16 protein-coding genes are annotated in these 18,421 nt (G+C 68.1%); 13 read left to right on the top strand and 3 right to left on the bottom strand.

The window, feature by feature from the left end:
• The first annotated feature begins 39 nt into the window (after window positions 1-39).
• Complete coding sequence (zipA, locus tag DX03_RS07575; RefSeq protein WP_038687661.1) at window positions 40-771, top strand: cell division protein ZipA; 732 nt, start codon at window positions 40-42, stop codon at window positions 769-771.
• A 299-nt stretch (window positions 772-1,070) separates the two neighbouring features.
• On the opposite strand, the gene DX03_RS07580 is transcribed toward zipA, so the two are convergent.
• Window positions 1,071-2,177, bottom strand: a complete 1,107-nt coding sequence (locus DX03_RS07580; protein WP_038687663.1) for a pyridoxal phosphate-dependent aminotransferase — start codon at window positions 2,175-2,177, stop codon at window positions 1,071-1,073.
• A gap of 137 nt (window positions 2,178-2,314) precedes the next feature.
• Here DX03_RS07580 and ligA point away from each other — a divergent pair, with 137 nt between their 5' ends.
• From ligA to DX03_RS07635, 11 genes are all read left to right on the top strand, one after another.
• Window positions 2,315-4,777, top strand: a complete 2,463-nt coding sequence (gene ligA, locus DX03_RS07585; RefSeq protein WP_038687665.1) for an NAD-dependent DNA ligase LigA — start codon at window positions 2,315-2,317, stop codon at window positions 4,775-4,777.
• A 51-nt stretch (window positions 4,778-4,828) separates the two neighbouring features.
• The gene (locus DX03_RS07590) at window positions 4,829-5,314 is read left to right on the top strand and encodes a GNAT family N-acetyltransferase (protein WP_038687666.1); all 486 of its coding nucleotides are present in this window, start codon (window positions 4,829-4,831) and stop codon (window positions 5,312-5,314) included.
• Complete coding sequence (gene epmA / locus DX03_RS07595) at window positions 5,311-6,255, top strand: EF-P lysine aminoacylase EpmA (protein ID WP_038687668.1); 945 nt, start codon at window positions 5,311-5,313, stop codon at window positions 6,253-6,255. Before DX03_RS07590 ends, epmA begins: the two co-directional genes overlap by 4 nt.
• Window positions 6,256-6,480: 225 nt before the next feature.
• The gene (locus DX03_RS07600; RefSeq protein WP_244880236.1) at window positions 6,481-7,125 is read left to right on the top strand and encodes a DUF3011 domain-containing protein; all 645 of its coding nucleotides are present in this window, start codon (window positions 6,481-6,483) and stop codon (window positions 7,123-7,125) included.
• A 43-nt stretch (window positions 7,126-7,168) separates the two neighbouring features.
• A complete protein-coding gene (gene mtnA / locus DX03_RS07605) occupies window positions 7,169-8,230 on the top strand; it encodes an S-methyl-5-thioribose-1-phosphate isomerase (protein ID WP_038687670.1) in 1,062 nt (353 codons plus the stop codon).
• Between the two features lie 395 nt (window positions 8,231-8,625).
• Window positions 8,626-11,340 carry a DNA gyrase subunit A gene (gene gyrA, locus DX03_RS07610; protein WP_038687672.1) on the top strand — a complete coding sequence of 905 codons (2,715 nt, stop codon included), beginning with the start codon at window positions 8,626-8,628 and terminating at the stop codon, window positions 11,338-11,340.
• Between the two features lie 225 nt (window positions 11,341-11,565).
• On the top strand, window positions 11,566-14,085 hold the full coding sequence (locus tag DX03_RS07615) for a membrane-bound PQQ-dependent dehydrogenase, glucose/quinate/shikimate family (RefSeq protein ID WP_038687674.1): 2,520 nt from the start codon (window positions 11,566-11,568) through the stop codon (window positions 14,083-14,085).
• 99 nt (window positions 14,086-14,184) lie between these two features.
• Window positions 14,185-14,568, top strand: coding sequence for an energy transducer TonB (locus DX03_RS07620; RefSeq protein ID WP_185753480.1), 384 nt, complete (start codon window positions 14,185-14,187; stop codon window positions 14,566-14,568).
• A gap of 20 nt (window positions 14,569-14,588) precedes the next feature.
• Window positions 14,589-15,095: a DUF4952 domain-containing protein gene (locus tag DX03_RS07625; RefSeq protein ID WP_038687677.1), complete on the top strand. Its 507-nt coding sequence runs from the start codon at window positions 14,589-14,591 to the stop codon at window positions 15,093-15,095.
• Window positions 15,096-15,312: 217 nt separating this feature from the next.
• On the top strand, window positions 15,313-15,765 hold the full coding sequence (locus DX03_RS07630; RefSeq protein ID WP_038687679.1) for an REP-associated tyrosine transposase: 453 nt from the start codon (window positions 15,313-15,315) through the stop codon (window positions 15,763-15,765).
• A 471-nt stretch (window positions 15,766-16,236) separates the two neighbouring features.
• Window positions 16,237-16,506, top strand: coding sequence for a hypothetical protein (locus DX03_RS07635; protein ID WP_038687682.1), 270 nt, complete (start codon window positions 16,237-16,239; stop codon window positions 16,504-16,506).
• A 189-nt stretch (window positions 16,507-16,695) separates the two neighbouring features.
• On the opposite strand, the gene DX03_RS07640 is transcribed toward DX03_RS07635, so the two are convergent.
• Complete coding sequence (locus DX03_RS07640) at window positions 16,696-17,085, bottom strand: DUF3037 domain-containing protein (protein WP_038687684.1); 390 nt, start codon at window positions 17,083-17,085, stop codon at window positions 16,696-16,698.
• Entirely contained in the window at window positions 17,063-17,839 is a 777-nt protein-coding gene (locus DX03_RS07645) for a HipA family kinase (protein WP_038687686.1), read from the bottom strand. Before DX03_RS07645 ends, DX03_RS07640 begins: the two co-directional genes overlap by 23 nt.
• A gap of 91 nt (window positions 17,840-17,930) precedes the next feature.
• Here DX03_RS07645 and DX03_RS07650 point away from each other — a divergent pair, with 91 nt between their 5' ends.
• The gene (locus DX03_RS07650) at window positions 17,931-18,299 is read left to right on the top strand and encodes a hypothetical protein (RefSeq protein ID WP_185753481.1); all 369 of its coding nucleotides are present in this window, start codon (window positions 17,931-17,933) and stop codon (window positions 18,297-18,299) included.
• Window positions 18,300-18,421 lie beyond the last annotated feature (122 nt).

An 18,421-nucleotide genomic window follows, 5' to 3' on the forward strand; every position in this document is an offset into this window, starting at 1 on the left:
CTTAGTACCTGAACGTATTTAGCCGGAGACCCCCACCGAATGTCCGACATGGCACTGCTCCGCATCGGCATCCTGGCCGCCGGCCTGCTGTTGATCGCCGCGATCTTCCTGTTTGGCCGTCCGAAGAAAAAATCGCAGGGTCGCCGCGTCGACACCGCCGAGAGCGGCACGGGCGCGCGCCGTGAGCCCAGCCTGGGCGAAGGCGAGGGCAGCGATGCCGTCGCCGGCGGTACCGGCGACGACGGCGTGACCCAACCCGAACTGGGCCTGCCCGACGTCGACGCTGCCGCCAGCGACCTGGGCAAGCGCGCCAGCCAGGATTTCGACAAGATCGTGTCGTTGTTTGTGGCGGCCCGCGCCGGTGAACAGCTGCGGGGCGAAGACATCGTGGTGGCCGCTGAAAAGACCGGCCTGGTGTTTGGCCACATGAACGTGTTCCACCGCCTGGTCGAAGGCCACCCCGAGCGCGGTCCGATCTTTTCGATGGCCAGCATCATGAAGCCGGGCAGCTTCGACATGGCCAACATCCGCGAGATGGAAACCCCGGCGATCGCCTTCTTCCTCACCCTGCCGGCACCGCTGACCGCGCTGGACGCGTGGGAAAAGATGCTGCCGACCGTGCAGCGCATGGGCGAACTGCTCGACGGCGTGGTCCTGGACGACAGCCGCAACGCCCTGGGCCGCCAGCGCATCGCGCACATCCGCGACGAACTGCGCGCCTACGACCGCCAGCACCAGGCCCCCCCGCTCACGAAAGCCCCGCGCTGGTAACGCCCACCCGGTACGCATCGACCGTCGGTCGATGCGCTTTGTGGCGCGACGCACGATGGGGCGGTAGGTATCGACCGTTGATCAATGCCCTTTGCGGCGCGACGCGCGATAGGGCGGTGGGTATCGACCGTTGGTCGATGCCCTTTGCGGCGCGACGCGCGATGGGGCGGTAGGTATCGACCGTCGGTCGATGCCCTTTGCGGTAGTGCCGGCCGCTGGCCGGCAACCACGGATACCCGGAACGAAGAGCAGCCGACCCACGGTCGGCCGAAGCAAGAGCAGCCGACCAACGGTCGGCTCTACCCGGTTATCGCCGCGAACGCGTCGCGGAACCGCGCCATCTCTGCCGCCGTGCCGACGGTTACCCGCACCCGCTGCGGCCAGATCGGCCAGCTGCGGCCGATCACCACGCCGTGCTCGGCCATGGCCGCAGTGAAGGCGTTGCCATCGCGCTTGACGTCCACCACGAAGCAGTTCGCTTCGGTCGGCACACAGGAAAATCCGCGCGCGGCCAGCCAGGCCACGGTGGCCTGCCGCACCTGCGTGTTCTCCGCTTTGCGCTGCGCCACCAGGCCCGGCGCCCGCAGGCTGGCCAGGCCTGCCGCAAGCGCGGTGACCGGCAGTGGGTTGTCGCCCAGGCTGGCCAGCTCGCGCAGCCGGTCCGGGTGTGCGGCGGCAACGCCCAGGCGCAAGCCGGCCATGCCGTACAGCTTGGAAAACGTCCGCAGCACGATCACATCGTCGCGCTGCATCACCTGGCCGATCACCGAGCGCTGCTCGCTGTACTGCAGGTAGGCCTCGTCAACCAGCACCCGCGTCTGCCGGGGCTTGTTGGCCAGCAGCCAGGCGATGTCGGCGGCCGGGGTGATCGACCCGGTGGGATTGTTCGGATTGCACAGGTACAGCAGGCCGGCGTTGATCCGCGCAGCCGCGGCAGCCATCGCGCGCACGTCATGCGCGCCGTCCTCGCGCAGCGGAACCTTGGCCACGGTGGCGCCGCGCGCGGCGGCCAGGTCGCCCAGCGCTTCGAAGGTGGGGTCGGCCACCACCAGCCCGGCGCTTGCCGAGGTCCACAGGATCGCAGCGCGGTTGAGCGGCTCGCTGGAGCCCGGGTACAGCCGCACGTGGTCCTTGCCGATGCCTTCCTGGCTGGCGAACAGGTCGCGCAGCTCACCGGCCAGCGCGAACAGATAGCGCCCGCTGCCGGGCACGATCTCGCGCGCGGCCGCCTGCGCCACCGGCGCCGGGCCATACGGGCATTCGTTGAAGTTCAGCAGCACCGGGCCGCCGACAGCGCTGGCACGCGGCGAGGCGGCCGACACGGTCGACACGCCCAGCCCGGACAAGGCCAGGCCGGTGCCGGCCAACTGCAGGAACGAACGGCGGGAAGGGGCGGCAACGGTCACGGAACACCTGCATAGAGGGACTTGGCGCACGCTAACCCTGTGCCGGGTTGCCGGCAATAGCCACGCGGCACCGCTGCGGGGTGGCTGCCGGGCACGGCAGGCCATAAAATCAACAGCCCTTTCAGGATCCCTCCCGGATGAGCCCCAGCCCCGCTGAACGTGCCGAGGCACTGCGCCGCCAGATCGACGATGCCGGCACGGCCTACCACGAGCGCGACGAGCAGCTGATTCCGGATGCGGAGTACGACCGCCTGGTGCGCGAGCTGGAAGCACTGGAGCTGGCCCACCCGGAACTGGCCGTTGCCGATTCCCCCACCCAGCGCGTGGGCGGCAAGGCCTCGTCGCGGTTTGCCGAAGTGCGCCATGCCGTGCCGATGCTGTCGCTGGGCAATGCCTTCAGCGACGAGGAAGTGCAGGATTTCGTGCGCCGCATCAGCGAGCGACTGCGCCGCGATGCGCTGTACTTCTCCGCCGAACCCAAGCTCGATGGCCTGGCCATCAGCCTGCGCTACGAAGACGGGCGCTTCGTGCAGGGCGCCACCCGTGGCGATGGCAGCACCGGTGAGGACGTCAGCGCCAACCTGCGCCAGATCGCGGTGATTCCGCAGGTGCTGCAGGGCGCCGGCTGGCCGGACGTGCTGGAAGTGCGCGGCGAGGTGTACATGGCACGCGCCGATTTCGAGGCCTACAACGCGCAGGCGCGCCTGCACGACGGCAAGGTGCTGGCCAACCCGCGCAACGCCGCGGCCGGTTCGCTGCGCCAGCTGGACCCGAAGATGAGCGCCCGGCGCAAGCTCAGCTTCTACGCCTACGGCACCGGTCAGGTAGAGGGCGGTGAACTGCCCCCCACCCATTCGGCCACGCTGGCGCAGCTGCGCGCGTGGGGCTTCCCGGTCAGCGACCTGTGCCAGGTGGTGGAGGGCAGCGCAGGCCTGTTGGCCTATTACCGTGACATCGGCGAGCGCCGCGACGGGCTGGCCTTCGACATCGACGGCGTGGTCTACAAGCTGGACGACCGCGCCGGGCAGGAAACCATGGGGTTCGTGTCGCGCGCGCCGCGCTGGGCGATCGCGCACAAATTCCCCGCGCAGGAACAGACCACCACGGTGGAGGCGATCGAGATCCAGATCGGCCGCACCGGCGCCGCCACCCCGGTGGCGCGCCTGAATCCGGTGGCCGTGGCGGGGGTGATCGTGTCCAACGCCACCCTGCACAACGCCGACCAGATCCAGCGCCTTGACGTGCGCGTGGGCGACACGGTGATCGTGCGCCGCGCCGGTGATGTGATTCCCGAAGTGGTCAGCGTCATCGCCGAGCGCCGTCCGGCCGGCACCACGCCCTGGCAGATGCCGGCGCAGTGCCCGGTGTGCGGGTCGGAGATCGTGCGCGAAGAGGGCGAAGCCGTGTGGCGTTGCTCGGGCGAACTGAGCTGCCCGGCGCAGCGCAAGGAAGCCATCGCACACTTCGCCTCGCGCCGCGCCATGGACATCGACGGCCTGGGTGGCAAGTACATCGAAACCCTGGTCGACGCCGGCATCGTGCGCGGCGTGGCCGACCTGTACCGGCTCACCCGCGACCAGCTGCTGCACCTGAAGCTGGTGCTGGACGCCGAAACGCCCGAGGCCCTTGCGGCGCAGATCGGCCTGCACCTGCCGCCGGAGGGCAGCGGCGACTACCTGCGCGCCATCCTGCAGCTCGATGGCAACGACGCCGGCTGGCGTGCCAAGGCGCTGGCGATGCCGGCCGCTTTTGCCTGGAACACCAAGAAGATCGCCACCCGCTGGGCCGACAACCTGATCGCGGCGATCGACGCCAGCCGCGACACCACGCTGGAACGCCTGCTGTTCGCGCTGGGGATCGAAAACGTCGGGGAGAACACCTCCAAGGGGCTGTCCACCTGGTTCGGTGACCTGGAGCTGATCCGCCACCTGCCGTGGCCGTTGTTCAAGCGCGTGCCGGACATCGGCGGGGAAGTAGCGCGCTCGCTCGGCCACTTCTTCGAGCAGTCCGGCAACCAGGACGCCATCGACGCGCTGCTGCAGGTGGGCCAGGTGCGGATCGGCGATACCCACGCGCCGTCGGCGAAGCTGCGCGACGGCCTGGATTTTGCCCAGGTGCTGGTAGAGGCGGAAATTCCCGGCATCACCCGCCTGCGCGCCGAAAAACTCACCGCCGCGCTGCCCGATGCGGCTGCGCTGGTGGACGCCGAGCCGGTGCGTTTCGTGGCGGCCGGCCTGCCCAACGAAGTGGCGCTTGGCCTGGCCGACTGGCTGGACCGCGACGGCCATGCGCAGATGCTGCTCAAGGCCGATGCGTATCGCCACACGCTGCTGACCCGCGCGCCGGAACAGACCGAGCAGGTGGCCGGCCCGCTGGACGGTCAGACCGTGGTGCTGACCGGCACGCTGTCGCAGATGACCCGTGACGAGGCCAAGGCGCGGCTGGAAGCGCTGGGCGCCAAGGTGTCGGGCAGCGTGTCCAAGAAGACTGCCTTCGTGGTGGCCGGCACCGAGGCCGGGTCCAAACTGACCAAGGCCGGGGAACTGGGCATCGAGGTGTGGGACGAAGACCGCCTGGTTGCGTTCCTGGCGCAGCACTGAACCCACGGCGGGGCCGCTGTGCCCCGCCGTCCCGCATCACCGGAGAGCCCCATGCACACTGCCGTCCTCGACTTCCGCCTGGCCACCGTGGCCGATACCGACCTGCTGATCGGGCTGATGCGCGAGTTCTACGCCGAAGACCATCTGGACTTCGACGATGCGCGGGTCCGCGTCGCGCTGGCCGCCCTGCTGGAAGACCCCCGCAACGGCGAAGTGCTGCTGTGGCTGGACGAGGCGGGCAGCGTGGTCGGCTATGCGGCGCTGGCGATGGGCTTCAGCCTGGAGCAGGGCGGTCATTTCGCGCTGCTCGACGAGCTGTACCTGCGCCATGCCGCGCGCGGGCGTGGGCGCGGCAAGCAGGCGCTGGCGATCCTGGAACAGCGCGCCAATGCGCGTGGGGTGGCGCGCATGCGGCTGGAAGTGAACCACCACAACGAACTGGCGCGGCGCCTGTACCTGGCCACCGGTTACGTTGACGACACCCGCGACCTGCTCACCCTGCCACTCGCGCAGCGGCTGAAGGACGCGCGCGCATGATCGCCGCGCTGCGCCAGCGTGCCGCGCTGAACGCGTTGATCCGTGCGTTCTTCGCGGCGCGCGATGTGCTGGAAGTGGAAACGCCGATCCTGTCGGCCGCCGGCAACACAGAGCCGAACATCGACAGCTTCCACACCCGCTTCAGTGGCCACGTTGACGCTGGCAGCCCGCAACGCTGGTTGCGCACCTCGCCGGAATACCCGCTCAAGCGCCTGCTCGCCGCCGGCGTGGGCGACTGCTACGAACTCGGGCGGGTGTTCCGCAATGGCGAAGCCGGTGGCCGCCACAATCCCGAGTTCACCATGCTGGAGTGGTACCGGGTGGGCTGGGACCACCACCGACTGATCGAGGAAACCGTTGCGCTGGTTCGGGCCGCACTCGGCCTGGTGCAGCGCACCGCGGATCTGCGCGTGGTCGACTACCGCAGCCTGTACCAGCAGCACCTCGGCATTGACCCGTTCGACGCGCCGCTGGAGCAGCTGCAGGCGCCGCTGGCGGCGGTGCGCATCGATGCCGAGGGCCTCACCCGCGACGACTGGCTGGACCTGCTGATGACCCATTGCATCCAGCCCGCGTTCGATGACGACAGCATGACCGTCGTACACGACTGGCCGGCCAGCCAGGCCGCGCTGGCGCGTATCCGCCCGGGCACGCCGCCGCTGGCCGAGCGCTTCGAGCTGTACCTGGGCGCGGTGGAACTGGCCAACGGCTATCACGAGCTGAACGACGCCGCTGAACAACGTGCGCGCTTCACCCGCGACCACGCCGTGCGTGCGGCGCGTGGCGCTGTGCTGCCGCCGCTGGACGAGCCCTTGCTGCAGGCACTGCCGGGCCTGCCCGATTGCGCCGGCGTTGCGGTCGGGGTGGATCGCCTGTTGATGGCGATGAACCGCACCACGCGGATTGCCGATGTACTGGCGATCGATTTCGCCCACGCCTGAACGCACAACGTGCGTGATTGTCGCGTGTACGTCTTGCGCGACCTGCACGATGATGCTCTGATCACAGCGCATGCCCGAAGGTAGGCGCGTGATCGTTCAGTTGCGGCGGGGAAAGGGTTGATGAAGCTGTGGGAAGTTGCCGAACTGCCATCATGGAGCGCGCCGCGCTGGACGTGGACGTGGTGGACGCTGGTGCTGTGCAGCAGCGTGCTGCCGGCCACGGCAATGGCCGACCAGACCGGGTACGAAGCGCAGGTGGTGCGCTGCCAATCGCGTGACATGGAATGGGTGCACTGCGACATGCCCGTGGCCAACGGCGTGGACCTGATACGCCAGTTGTCCGACAGCAGCTGCATCCGCGGCACCGAATGGGGCACCGATCGGTCCGGCGTGTGGGTAACCCTGGGCTGCCGTGCCGAATTCCGTAGCCGACCGGCAGGCGGCGCATCCACCGGCCCCGCGCGCCAGGTGCGCCGGGTGCTGCGCTGCGAATCCAATGGCCGTCCGCAGAGTTGTCCGGTGGCACTGCAGGGCGCACCGGTCCGCCTGCTGCGCCAGCTGTCGGCGATGCCGTGCCGCGAGAACCACAGTTGGGGCGTGCGGCGCAACGAAGTGTGGGTGACGCGCGGCTGCCAGGGCGACTTCGAAGTAGGGGCCGCCGACGGCTCCGGTTTCCTGGATGCGCCGCGCACGCTGGTGTGCGAATCCAAGTCGCGCCAGCGTCGTTTCTGCGGGGCCACCATCGGCAAGGGCGCGCGCCTGTCCAAGCAGTTGTCCGGCAGCCCCTGCGAGGAAGGCCGCGGCTGGGGCTGGGATGCGCGCGGGGTGTGGGTGGACGACGGCTGCCGGGCCGAATTCCAGGTCAACTGAGCCGCGCTTTGGCGGCTTCGACCTGCGCCGCTACAATGATGCGATGAACGCATCCACCGACATCGACTACGCCCGTTACGACCATATCCGCCCGATCCTGTGGACCGGCGATACCCTGCAACTGCTCGACCAGCGCAAGCTGCCGTTCGTGGTGGAGCACGTGGAATGCCGCGACAGTGACGCCGTGGCCGAGGCCATCCATGCGCTCACCGTGCGCGGCGCGCCGGCGATCGGCATTGCCGCCGCCTGGGGCGTGGTGCTGGCCGCCGCCGGGGTGCAGGCCGACGATGGCGCGCAGGCGCTGGCCAAGCTGGAACCGGCCCTGCAGCGGCTCAACGCGTCCCGCCCGACCGCAGTGAACCTGGCCTGGGCGCTGGCTCGCATGCGCCGCGCGCTGGCCCCGGCCGGTGCCGACTGGCAGCAGGTGCTGGCCACCGAGGCCCAGGCCATCGCCGATGAAGACCTGGCTGCCAACCGCCACATGGGCGCGCTCGGCGCGGGCCTGATCGAGGCCGGCAGTGGCGTGCTCACCCACTGCAATACCGGTTCGCTGGCCACCGCCGGGTTCGGTACCGCGCTGGGCGTGATCCGCGCCGGCATGGCCCAGCACCGCATCGCCAAGGTCTTCGCTGGCGAAACCCGGCCGTGGCTGCAGGGCGCGCGCCTGACCGTGTGGGAGCTGCAGCAGGACGGCATCGACGCCACCCTGATCGCCGATTCGGCCGCCTCGCACCTGATGAAGACCGGGGCGGTGCAGTGGGTGATCGTCGGTGCCGACCGCATCTGCGCCAACGGTGACACCGCCAACAAGATCGGCACCTACCAGCTGGCCATCGCCGCCCGCCACCACGGGGTCAAGTTCATGGTGGTGGCCCCGTCCTCCACGGTGGACATGGACACCGCCGACGGCGAGCAGATCGAGATCGAGCAGCGCGATCCGGGCGAACTGTACGGGGTAGGGGGCACGCGCACCGTGGCCGAAGGCATCGCCGCCTGGAACCCGGTGTTCGACGTCACCCCGGGCAGCCTGATCGATGCCATCGTCACCGAGCGCGGGGTGATCCTGAATCCGACCGTGACCAACATGCAGGCCGCGTTCGGCTGATTACCGGCGCGGCGTGCGGTCGCCGCGCGCCACGAACGGTCGCCCCATGCCACGACCAACGGTCGTGGCCTACCCGGATCGGGGTGGGCCGCCTGATGCCACGACCAACGGTCGTGGCCTACCGGGATCGGGGTGGGTGGCGCACCGGATCGGGGTGGGGACCTGGCCCCTCCCGGGTAGGTACCGACCGCTGGTCGGTACGGCTTTCCCGGTCGAACCCCGCCCGCACCCGCAACGCCCCCGTAAGTTCCTGATTCTTGCCGGTAAAACGCCCGTAAAAGCAGGCGGAAAACGGCCCGTTGTGCTAGACTTCAACGGTTAATCGAGATTCCGACGCGACCGCCCCGAAAGGGCGGGCGCGACGGACTGGACCGCTCCCAGACAACGGAACCCGAATGGCAGAAACCGCCAAGGAAATCATCCAGGTCAACCTGGAAGACGAGATGCGCAAGAGTTACCTCGATTACGCGATGAGCGTGATCGTGGGCCGCGCCCTCCCGGATGCGCGCGATGGCCTCAAGCCGGTGCATCGCCGCGTGCTGTTCGCGATGAGCGAGTTGAACGCGCACAGCAACAAGCCTTACTTCAAGTCGGCCCGTATCGTCGGTGACGTCATCGGTAAGTACCACCCGCATGGCGATCAGTCGGTGTACGACACGCTGGTGCGTCTGGCACAGCCGTTCTCGCTGCGCTACATGCTGGTCGATGGCCAGGGTAACTTCGGTTCGGTCGACGGCGACTCCGCCGCCGCCATGCGTTACACCGAAGCCCGCATGTCCAAGCTCACCCATGAGCTGATGGCTGACCTGGACAAGGAAACCGTCGATTTCCAGCCCAACTACGACGAAAAGGAACTGGAGCCGACGGTCATGCCGACCCGGTTCCCGAACCTGCTGGTCAACGGTTCGGCCGGTATCGCGGTGGGCATGGCGACCAACATTCCGCCGCACAACCTCACCGAGTCCATCAACGCCTGCATCGCGCTGATCGACAACCCCGAGATCGACGTCGACGGCCTGATGGAGTACATCCCGGGTCCGGACTTCCCGACTGCGGGCATCATCAACGGTACCGCCGGCATCGTCGCCGGTTACCGGACCGGGCGTGGCCGGGTGCGCATCCGCGCCAAGGCGGACATCGAAGTGGCCGACAACGGCCGCGAATCGATCATCGTCACCGAGATCCCGTACCAGGTGAACAAGGCCCGGTTGATCGAAAAGATCGCCGAGCTGGTCAAGGAAAAGAAGCTCGAAGGCATCAGCGAACTGCGCGATGAGTCCGACAAGGACGGCATGCGCATCTTCATCGAGATCAAGCGTGGCGAGTCGGCGGAAGTTGTGTTGAACAACCTCTACCAGCAGACCCAGATGGAGTCGGTGTTCGGCATCAACATGGTGGCGCTGGTCGATGGCCGCCCGCAGTTGATGAACCTCAAGCAGATGCTCGAGGCGTTCGTGCGCCATCGCCGCGAAGTGGTCACCCGCCGCACCGTGTACGAACTGCGCAAGGCGCGCGCCCGTGCCCACGTGCTGGAAGGCCTGACCGTTGCGCTGGCCAACATCGACGAGATGATCGAACTGATCAAGACCTCGCCCAACCCCGGTGAAGCACGCGAGCGCATGCTGGCGCGCTTGTGGGAGCCGGGCCTGGTCGGGTCGATGCTGGGCGCTGCCGGTGCGGAAACCTCGCGTCCGGAAGACCTGCCCAAGGGCGTGGGCCTGATCACCGGCGGCTACCAGCTGACCGAGATCCAGGCCACCCAGATCCTGGAAATGCGCCTGCACCGCCTGACCGGGCTGGAGCAGGACCGCCTGACCGAAGAGTACAAGCTGCTGCTGGAAACCATCGCCGGGCTGATCCACATCCTGGAAGATCCGGACCGCCTGCTGCAGGTCATCCGCGAAGAGCTGATCAACGTGCGTACCGAGTTCGGCGACGAACGCCGCACCGAGATCCGCCACAGCGAAGAAGACCTGGACATCCTCGACCTGATCGCCCCGGAAGACGTGGTGGTCACCCTGTCGCATGCCGGTTACGTCAAGCGCCAGCCGGTCAGCGCCTACCGCGCCCAGCGTCGTGGCGGCCGTGGCCGCAGCGCGGCGTCGACCAAGGAAGAGGATTTCATCGAGCAGCTGTGGCTGGTCAACACGCACGACACGCTGTTGACCTTCACCAGCGCCGGCAAGGTGTTCTGGCTGCCGGTGCACCAGTTGCCCGAAGCCGGTTCCAATGCGCGTGGCCGCCCGATCATCAACTGGATTCCGCTGGAACCCGGTGAGCGGGTGCAGGCTGTGCTGCCGGTGCGCGAGTACGCCGAACGCCAGTTCGTGTTCTTCGCCACCCGCAACGGTACGGTCAAGAAGACCCCGCTCAGCGAGTTCGCCTTCCGTCTGGCGCGCGGCAAGATCGCGATCAACCTCGATGAAGGCGATGCGCTGGTGGGCGTTGGCCTGACCGACGGTGAGCGCGACATCCTGCTGTTCGCGTCCAACGGCAAGACCGTGCGCTTCGGTGAGGACAAGGTCCGCTCGATGGGCCGTACCGCCACCGGCGTGCGCGGCATCAAGATGCCCAAGGGCGAAGAGGTCGTGAGCCTGATCGTGGCCGAGAGTGCCGGCGGCAACGAGGACGAGAACGAGGACGACGCCACCGTCGAAGAAACCGTGATCGAGAACGGCGATGCCGTGATCGAGGTCGGCGACGACGACGGTATGTACATCCTGACCGCCACCGAGAACGGCTACGGCAAGCGCACCCCGCTGCCGGATTACCCGCGCAAGGGGCGCGGCACCCAGGGTGTCATCGGCATCCAGACCACCGAGCGCAACGGCAAGCTGGTCAGCGCGGTGCTGATGGGCGCAGCCGATGAAGTGCTGCTGATCTCCGATGGCGGCACCCTGGTGCGTACCCGTGGTTCGGAAATCAGCCGCGTCGGCCGCAACACCCAGGGCGTCACCCTGATCCGTCTGTCCAAGGACGAGAAGCTGCAGGCGGTTGAACGCATGGATGCGTCGATCGGTGACGACGAACTGGTGGACGTGGTGCCGGTTGCCGGGGAGGCTGCTGCGACGGCGCCTGCCGCCACCGACGAGCAGACCCCGCAGGGCTGATCGCGCTGACAGGCAGTACCACGACGACGCCGGCCTTGTGCCGGCGTCGTCGTTTCTGCACCTGTCCGGGGCGGCACCTTGCCTATCGTGGCGGCCCGCTGAAAGAACGCATGTACTTCACGGCGACGGTGGGATAACGGCTCCCGAACCAGCGGACATTCGCGTCCGCGATGGCAGTCCACCAGTGGCCGGACCCCGTTCGCGCCACGCCGCATGGAGACCACGATGTCCGCCGCCCCCCGCGCCGCACGCCCCGATCCTTCGTCCACCGCCCGGCGCCCGCGCCATGCGCTGGTGACCGTGTTGTCCCTCGTGCTGATAGTGCTCGGCCTGGTGCTGGGCGGGCTGGGTGCATGGCTGGCCAGCCTCGGCGGCTCCTGGTACTACGTGCTGGCCGGTGTTGGCCTGCTGGTGGCCGGCGTGCTGCTGTGGGGTAACCGGCGCGCCGGTGCGCTGTGGTTCGGTGCGGTGTTCGTGGGCACCCTGCTGTGGACGTGGTGGGAGTCGGGCAGCGACTACTGGCGCTGGGTGCCGCGGCTGGGCCTGATCGTCGGCATCGGCCTGGTGCTGTCGCTGCTGCTGCCGACGCTGGACCGACCGTTCTCGCGGCGGCTCTCGCGCAGCATTGCCGGCGTGCTGGCGCTGGTGTTCGTGGCCGCCTTCGCGCTGGCGTTCGTGCCGCATGGGGTCACCGCGGCCAGCGGCAGCTTCCCCGAGGCGATGACCAGCACCGGCCTGGCACCTACCGCCGACGCACCGCTGCAGCCCGCCGACAAACCGGGCGACGACGACTGGGCCGCGTACGGTCGCAACAACGCGGCCACGCGCTTCTCGCCGCTGCAGCAGATCACCCCGGACAACGTGGCCAAGCTCGAACAGGCGTGGCTGTTCCGCACCGGCGATCTGCCGCAGAAGCGCTGGGGCGCTGAAACCACGCCGCTGAAGGTGGGGGACACGCTGTACCTGTGCACCGCACGCAACCAGCTGGTGGCGCTCAACGCCGCCGACGGCACCGAGCGCTGGCGCTTCGACCCCAAGATCAAGGACAAATCGATTCCCTACACCGCCGCCTGCCGTGGCGTGTCGTACTACGAAGTACCGGCAACCGCGCAGCAGGCCGCCGATGCCGATGTGGCCGCCGACCTCGCCTCGGGGCAGTCGCAGGTGCCGGTGCTGACCCAGCTGCCGCGCAGCGCCTGTTCGGCCCGCATCATCGAAGGCACGCTCGATGGCCGCCTGATCGCCGTAGACGCGGCGACCGGCAAGCCGTGCGCGGGCTTCGGCAACAACGGCCAGGTCGACATCACCCTGGGCATGGGCGACAGCCCGGCCGGGTATGTGTCGATCACCTCGCCGCCGGCGATCGTGCAGGGCGTGATCGTGACCGGCCACCAGGTGCTGGACGGCCAGCGTCGCGACGCACCGTCCGGCGTGATCCAGGCCTACGACGCCATCACCGGCAAGCTGCGCTGGGCCTGGGACATGGACCAGCCCGAACTGACCGGCCTGCCGGCGCAGGGCAAGACCTACACGCGCGGTACCCCCAACATGTGGACCACCGCCACCGGCGATGACCAGCTGGGCCTGGTGTACCTGCCGATGGGCAATTCGGCGGGCGACTACTGGAGCGGGTCGCGTACCGAGAACCAGAACAAGTACGCCACCTCGCTGGTTGCCATCGACGTCAACACCGGCAAGCCGGTCTGGCATTTCCAGGCGGTGCGCAAGGATGTGTGGGACTACGACATGGGCTCGCAGGCCACGCTGGTCGATTACCCGACCGCCGCCGGCAAGGTGCCGGCGATCCTGCTGCCGACCAAGCAGGGCGACATGTACGTGCTCGACCGCCGCACCGGACAGTTGCTCACCCCGGCCGAAGAACGCAAGGTACCCACCGGCGGCGTGGAGCCCGAGCAGCGTTCGCCCACGCAGCTGTTCTCGCTGTACCACACGCTGCGCAAGCCGGACCTCACCGAGCGCGACATGTGGGGCATCACCCCGATCGACCAGCTGGTGTGCCGCATCCAGTTCCGCAAGGCGAGCTATGAGGGCTTCTACACGCCGCCCACCGCCGACCGGCATTCCATCGAGTACCCCGGCTACAACGGCGGCTCGGACTGGGGCAGCGTGGCCGTGGATCCGCGTCGTGGCGTGATCGTGGCCAACTACAACGACATGCCCAACTACAACCTGCTGGTGCCGCGCGCCACCGCCGACAAGCTGGGCTGGGTGCCGCGCGAAGACGTGCGGGCCGACAAGGGCGGCGCCGAAGGGGCAGGGGACCCGCAGACCGGCACACCGTACGCGATCGACGTCAACGCCGGCTGGCGCCTGCCGTTCACCAAGCTGCTGTGCAAGCAGCCGCCTTACGGTGGCATCCGCGCGGTGGACATGCGCACCGGCAAGACCCTGTGGGACCGCCCGTTCGGCAGTGCCCGCGGCAACGGCCCGTTCGGCATCCGCTCGGGTCTGCCGATTGAGATCGGCACGCCCAACAACGGCGGCTCGGTGGTCACCGCCAGCGGCCTGATCTTCATTGCCGCGGCCACCGATGACCTGCTACGCGCCATCGACCTGAAGACCGGCAAGGAACTGTGGCATGCCAAGCTGCCGGCCGGTGGCCAGGCCAACCCGATGATCTACGCCTTCGGTGGGCGCCAGTATGTAGTGATCATGGCCGGCGGCCACCACTTCATGGAAACCCCCGCAGGCGATTACGTGATTGCCTACGCGCTGCCGAAGTGATCGGCGGCGGGGTGGACGCATCGGCGACGATGCGCCCATCCCGCCCAAGCGGGTACGATGGGGACTCCCGACCAAGGGTAGACAAGGACGAGCATGCACGTGACCCTGTTGCGCACCACCGTACTCGCGCTTGCGTTGGGGCTGTCGCCCGCAGCGTTGGCCGCAGATTCGGCACCGCTGGAGCTGACCCCTGCCGAAGGGCTCAAATACTGGACCCCGGCGCCCGGCACGTTCACCCCGCCCCTGACCGTCGACCCCAAGCGGGTGGCCTACGCCGAAGAGGTCACCGTCGCCTACACGATCACCCCCGATGGCGGTACCGCCGACGTGCAGGTCATCGACGCCAAACCGGCGGGCGCACATGCCGGCTGGGCGGTCGATGCAATCAAGGCCATGCGCTTCGATCCCACCCAAAGCAACACCCTGCGCACGCCGATCCGCAGCCAGCTCACCAGCCGCTGGGCTGGGCCCGCCCCGAAATAGCCCCTGCGCACTGACCGACAATGAGCATGACCTGCGCCGGGCGGTTGCTGCCGGTATCCCTGTGGTGCCTGTTGGCGGTTTCCGCTCCGGCGATGGCCGGCACGCAGACACGGGACGAGGCAGTGGCCGATTGGGACGCGCACGGCCGCCGTGCGGGCCTCGCCGCACCGGACACGCACTGCCAGGATTTCCTGCAGGCCCTGGGTCGCAAGCCGGACACCCTCGAGTATCTGGGCTGTGAGCAGGATGACGCGTCCTACATCAAGCCGATGACGGCCCGGTATCGGGTCAGTGGCGCGTCCGCGGTGCAGGTGGAGACCTACCTGCACGACACGTTCGGCCTGCCTCTGCTCCGCTATGCATGCTGCGGCTGGAGCAGCGGTGCGCCGTACGTCTGGCGCGCAGGCATGGACAGCGTCAGCTACGAAATCGGCATGGGCGTGGAGTCGTTGCATTACCCCCGGGAGGAGTGGGCGCGGATTCCCGCATTCGACATCACCGTGGGCGTGACGCGGCAAAGCCCCTGATATTGAGGCAAGGACAGCTGGGTAGAACCCGGCTCTACGCGGGGATCAACGCCTGTGATCCCGTAGCGCCGGGCTCTGCCCGGCCGTTGTTGCTCTTCGCTGTGGCGCGAAAGGCAGCCGGGTAGAACCCGGCTCTACGGGCGCGGCGCATTTATCCTACATGCGGGCACGGTACTTGCCGCTGCGACAAGACGCTGGACTGTCGCACGATGCCGCCATGGCCAGCCCCGCATTGCAACGTGGACGATTCTCCTGCCAAGGGCACTGCTACGTCGTGACCACGGTCACCGCACGTCGCCAACGTCTCTTCGCCGTTGCTGCCAACGCGGATGAAATGATCCGCTGGATGCAGGCGTCGGATCATGAAGGCCGCACGCGATCCTTGGCCTGGGTGGTCATGCCGGACCACGTGCACTGGATGTTTACCTTGCGCAGTACGACGTTGGCCACCATCGTGCGCACCACCAAATCGCGGGCCGCCAAGGCGATCAATCAGCGCAACGGCACGCAAGGCGCGATCTGGCAGCCAGGCTATTACGATCAACTTCAGCGTGACGAACGCCAGTGGCTGGCCGAGGCGAATTACATTCTTGCCAACCCGGTGCGCGCCGGATTGACGACGGCGGTTGGCGAATACCCCTTCGCCTGGTGCCGCTGGCCAACCGGGTAGCGCCGGGCTCTGCCCGGCCGCTGTTGTTCTTCGCTGCAGCATCAAGAGCAGCCGGGTAAAACCCGGCTCTACGCGCACCCCCGTAGCGCCGGGCTCTGCCCGGCCGCTGTTGCTCTTATTCGCAGCTGCAAGGGCAGCCAGGTAGAACCTGGCTCTACGGGTGCATCAGCGCCTGCATTCCGGCGTTACGGTTCCCGCACCGACCTCGTTAGCAGGTGCGCCCCCCGCGCGCTGGGTCAGATGTGCGACCTACGTGCGTGCTCGACATCTCGGACCCACCAGAAGCAACACGCTTCGCATGCGTATCCGCAGCCTGGTCACCAGCCGCTGGGCTGGGCCCGCCCCGAAGTAGCCCCTGCGCCAGCGGGGTAACCGCCACCCGGGTGGTGGCATACGCGCTGCCGAAGTGACAGCCGAACCGACGGAAAGATCCACTACGATGGAGGCCCTGATCAATGCGATGGATCCGCCATGACCTTGTTTCGCAGTGTGGTGCCGTTCGTTTTCCTGTCTGCCGGGGGAGTGCTTCTGTGGCGCGGCATGCAGGCGGTGCTGACGACGGCACAGTCGCTGGGCACCGATGGCGGCGGCAGCGCATTCCAGTACGGGTACGCGGCGGGGCATTCCGCTGCAGCGGCATTGATGCTGGCAGCGGCTGCTGCATGTGCGCTGCTGGGCGGGCGGGGGCGTGTGCAACGCGGTCAGGCGCGGTGCGTGGGTCCTGGATACGATGACGCCTGATCACCTGCGCGCGTGTGCAACCTGGGATCTGTGAGTCGCATCGATTGTCCTGGCCGGGTAGCACCCGGCTCTACGTGTCCCAGAGGCAGCCGGGTAGAACCCGGCTCTACGCGTCCCAGAGGCAGCCGGGTAGAACCCGGCGCTACGCGAGGATCAACGCCCATGCGCATCGGCGTCTGGAATCCGGCCTTACGGTACCCGCACCATTTTGGTCAGCAGGTGCGCCACCACGCCGGCCGGGTCGGCGGTGCGGCCTACGTGCGTGCTCGACATCTGCACCACCGAGCTGCGCTTGGCGGTGAGGAAGTGGAAGCGCGCCCGGGCCGGGAGCTGTGCGATCGGGCCGGCGTCCGCGTCGCCACGGCAGATGGCCACGATGGCATCCAGCCACGGCTGCAGCGCGTCCATGTCCAGGGACGGGGCGAATGCGTGCATCCGCGCCGGATCGATCTCGATCGCCGCTTCCAGGTGCTTGGCCCCCGGGCAAGACACGATCACCCCGACGTTGATGAACTCTTCGCGTTCAACCCGCGGCACCACGCGGATCACCGCGTAGTCATACGTATGCAGCGTGGGCACGGACGGCCTCCTGGACGAAGACGGCACGCACCTGCAGGCGGCGCTTGAGATAGTCGATATACGCTTGGCGATACTGCGCCGGGCTGTCGAAGGTGGGTTCGTCGACCAGCCAGCTGTCCGGCACCAGGCCGACGATGCGCTCGATTTCGGCATCGGGCAGCAACGCGGCCAACGCCGCGTCCACCTCGGCGATCTGCGTGGCGAACGGCAGCAGCACATGGTCGCGGATCAGCACGAACGGCTTTTCGCAGGCCTCGCCGGCGTTGGCCCAGTCGTGGTGGAAGTACATCGCCGCACCGTGGTCGATCAGATACAGCTTGCGGTGCCACACCATCAGGTTCGGATTGCGCGCGGTGCGGTCGACGTTGCTGGTAAGCGCGTCGAACCACACGATCCGCGAGGCCAGATCAGCATCCACCGGCATGGCCGCCGGGTCGTAGTTGATGGCGCCGGGCAGATAATCGCTGCCGAGGTTGACGCCCTCGCTGGCGCGGATCAGGTCCTGGATCTCCGGGTCGGGCTCGGTGCGGGCGAACTCGCGGTCGAGTTCGACGAACATGATTTCCGGGATCGGCAGGCCGACGCTGCGCGCCATTTCACCGGCGATCAGCTCGGCGATCAGCGCCTTGGGGCCTTGCCCGGCGCCGCGAAACTTGAGCACCACCATGCCGTCGTCATCGGTTTCGACAACAGCGGGCAGGGAGCCGCCCTCACGAAGGGGCGTGATGTAACGAAGGGCGTGGAGTGTGCGCACGGAGCGTCCATTGACGAGGCTGCAGCGTCATCTTACCGTGGCCGGCAGCCCGGTACGGAACCGGATGCAGGCTGCGGCACAGGGAGGAAACATGGGCAAGGGAATGGCATATCTGGTGCTGGTCGTCCTGGGCGCGCTGCTGCTGTGGTACAGCGGCCTGCTGGATGAATTCCGTGCGGGCAGCAACCTGCAGGCACGCGAGACCTTCTGGCGCGAACAGGTGCAGGCTGCCGCGCTGGACGGCGGCTCCCGCGCAGCGGTCGAGCGGTTTGCCGCGCGCCATCAGCTGACCCTGCAGTGCGACGCGGTTCCCGCCGGCTCGGACATTACCGAGTGCCTGGCCGACGATCCGCAGGCCAGGGGCGGCACCGCCACCCACCCGATGACCCTGCAGCTGTTCTTCATGTTCTACGGCGACCGCCTGCACACCTTCACCAGCACCCCGCGCTCGCTGGAGTAACGGCGCGCCGGCTCGCGCCTGCGGCGGCAAGCCAGTGCTTTCGGCCCATTCCGACCCGGACGCCCGGTGCTAGATTCGACGTTTGCCCGGCGACGTCCCTGCCGCCGGGTACCCACCATCGC

It is taken from the genome of Stenotrophomonas rhizophila, assembly GCF_000661955.1.
Lineage (GTDB): Bacteria > Pseudomonadota > Gammaproteobacteria > Xanthomonadales > Xanthomonadaceae > Stenotrophomonas > Stenotrophomonas rhizophila.

Coding starts and splice junctions, on each gene's coding strand:
- zipA (WP_038687661.1), top strand. CDS start 40: ATGTCCGACATGGCACTGCTCCGCATCGGCATCCTGGCCGCCGGCCTG.
- DX03_RS07650 (WP_185753481.1), top strand. CDS start 17,931: ATGGGCAAGGGAATGGCATATCTGGTGCTGGTCGTCCTGGGCGCGCTG.
- DX03_RS07635 (WP_038687682.1), top strand. CDS start 16,237: ATGACCTTGTTTCGCAGTGTGGTGCCGTTCGTTTTCCTGTCTGCCGGG.
- epmA (WP_038687668.1), top strand. CDS start 5,311: ATGATCGCCGCGCTGCGCCAGCGTGCCGCGCTGAACGCGTTGATCCGT.
- DX03_RS07630 (WP_038687679.1), top strand. CDS start 15,313: ATGGCCAGCCCCGCATTGCAACGTGGACGATTCTCCTGCCAAGGGCAC.
- DX03_RS07600 (WP_244880236.1), top strand. CDS start 6,481: ATGGCCGACCAGACCGGGTACGAAGCGCAGGTGGTGCGCTGCCAATCG.
- DX03_RS07625 (WP_038687677.1), top strand. CDS start 14,589: ATGAGCATGACCTGCGCCGGGCGGTTGCTGCCGGTATCCCTGTGGTGC.
- ligA (WP_038687665.1), top strand. CDS start 2,315: ATGAGCCCCAGCCCCGCTGAACGTGCCGAGGCACTGCGCCGCCAGATC.
- gyrA (WP_038687672.1), top strand. CDS start 8,626: ATGGCAGAAACCGCCAAGGAAATCATCCAGGTCAACCTGGAAGACGAG.
- mtnA (WP_038687670.1), top strand. CDS start 7,169: ATGAACGCATCCACCGACATCGACTACGCCCGTTACGACCATATCCGC.
- DX03_RS07590 (WP_038687666.1), top strand. CDS start 4,829: ATGCACACTGCCGTCCTCGACTTCCGCCTGGCCACCGTGGCCGATACC.
- DX03_RS07615 (WP_038687674.1), top strand. CDS start 11,566: ATGTCCGCCGCCCCCCGCGCCGCACGCCCCGATCCTTCGTCCACCGCC.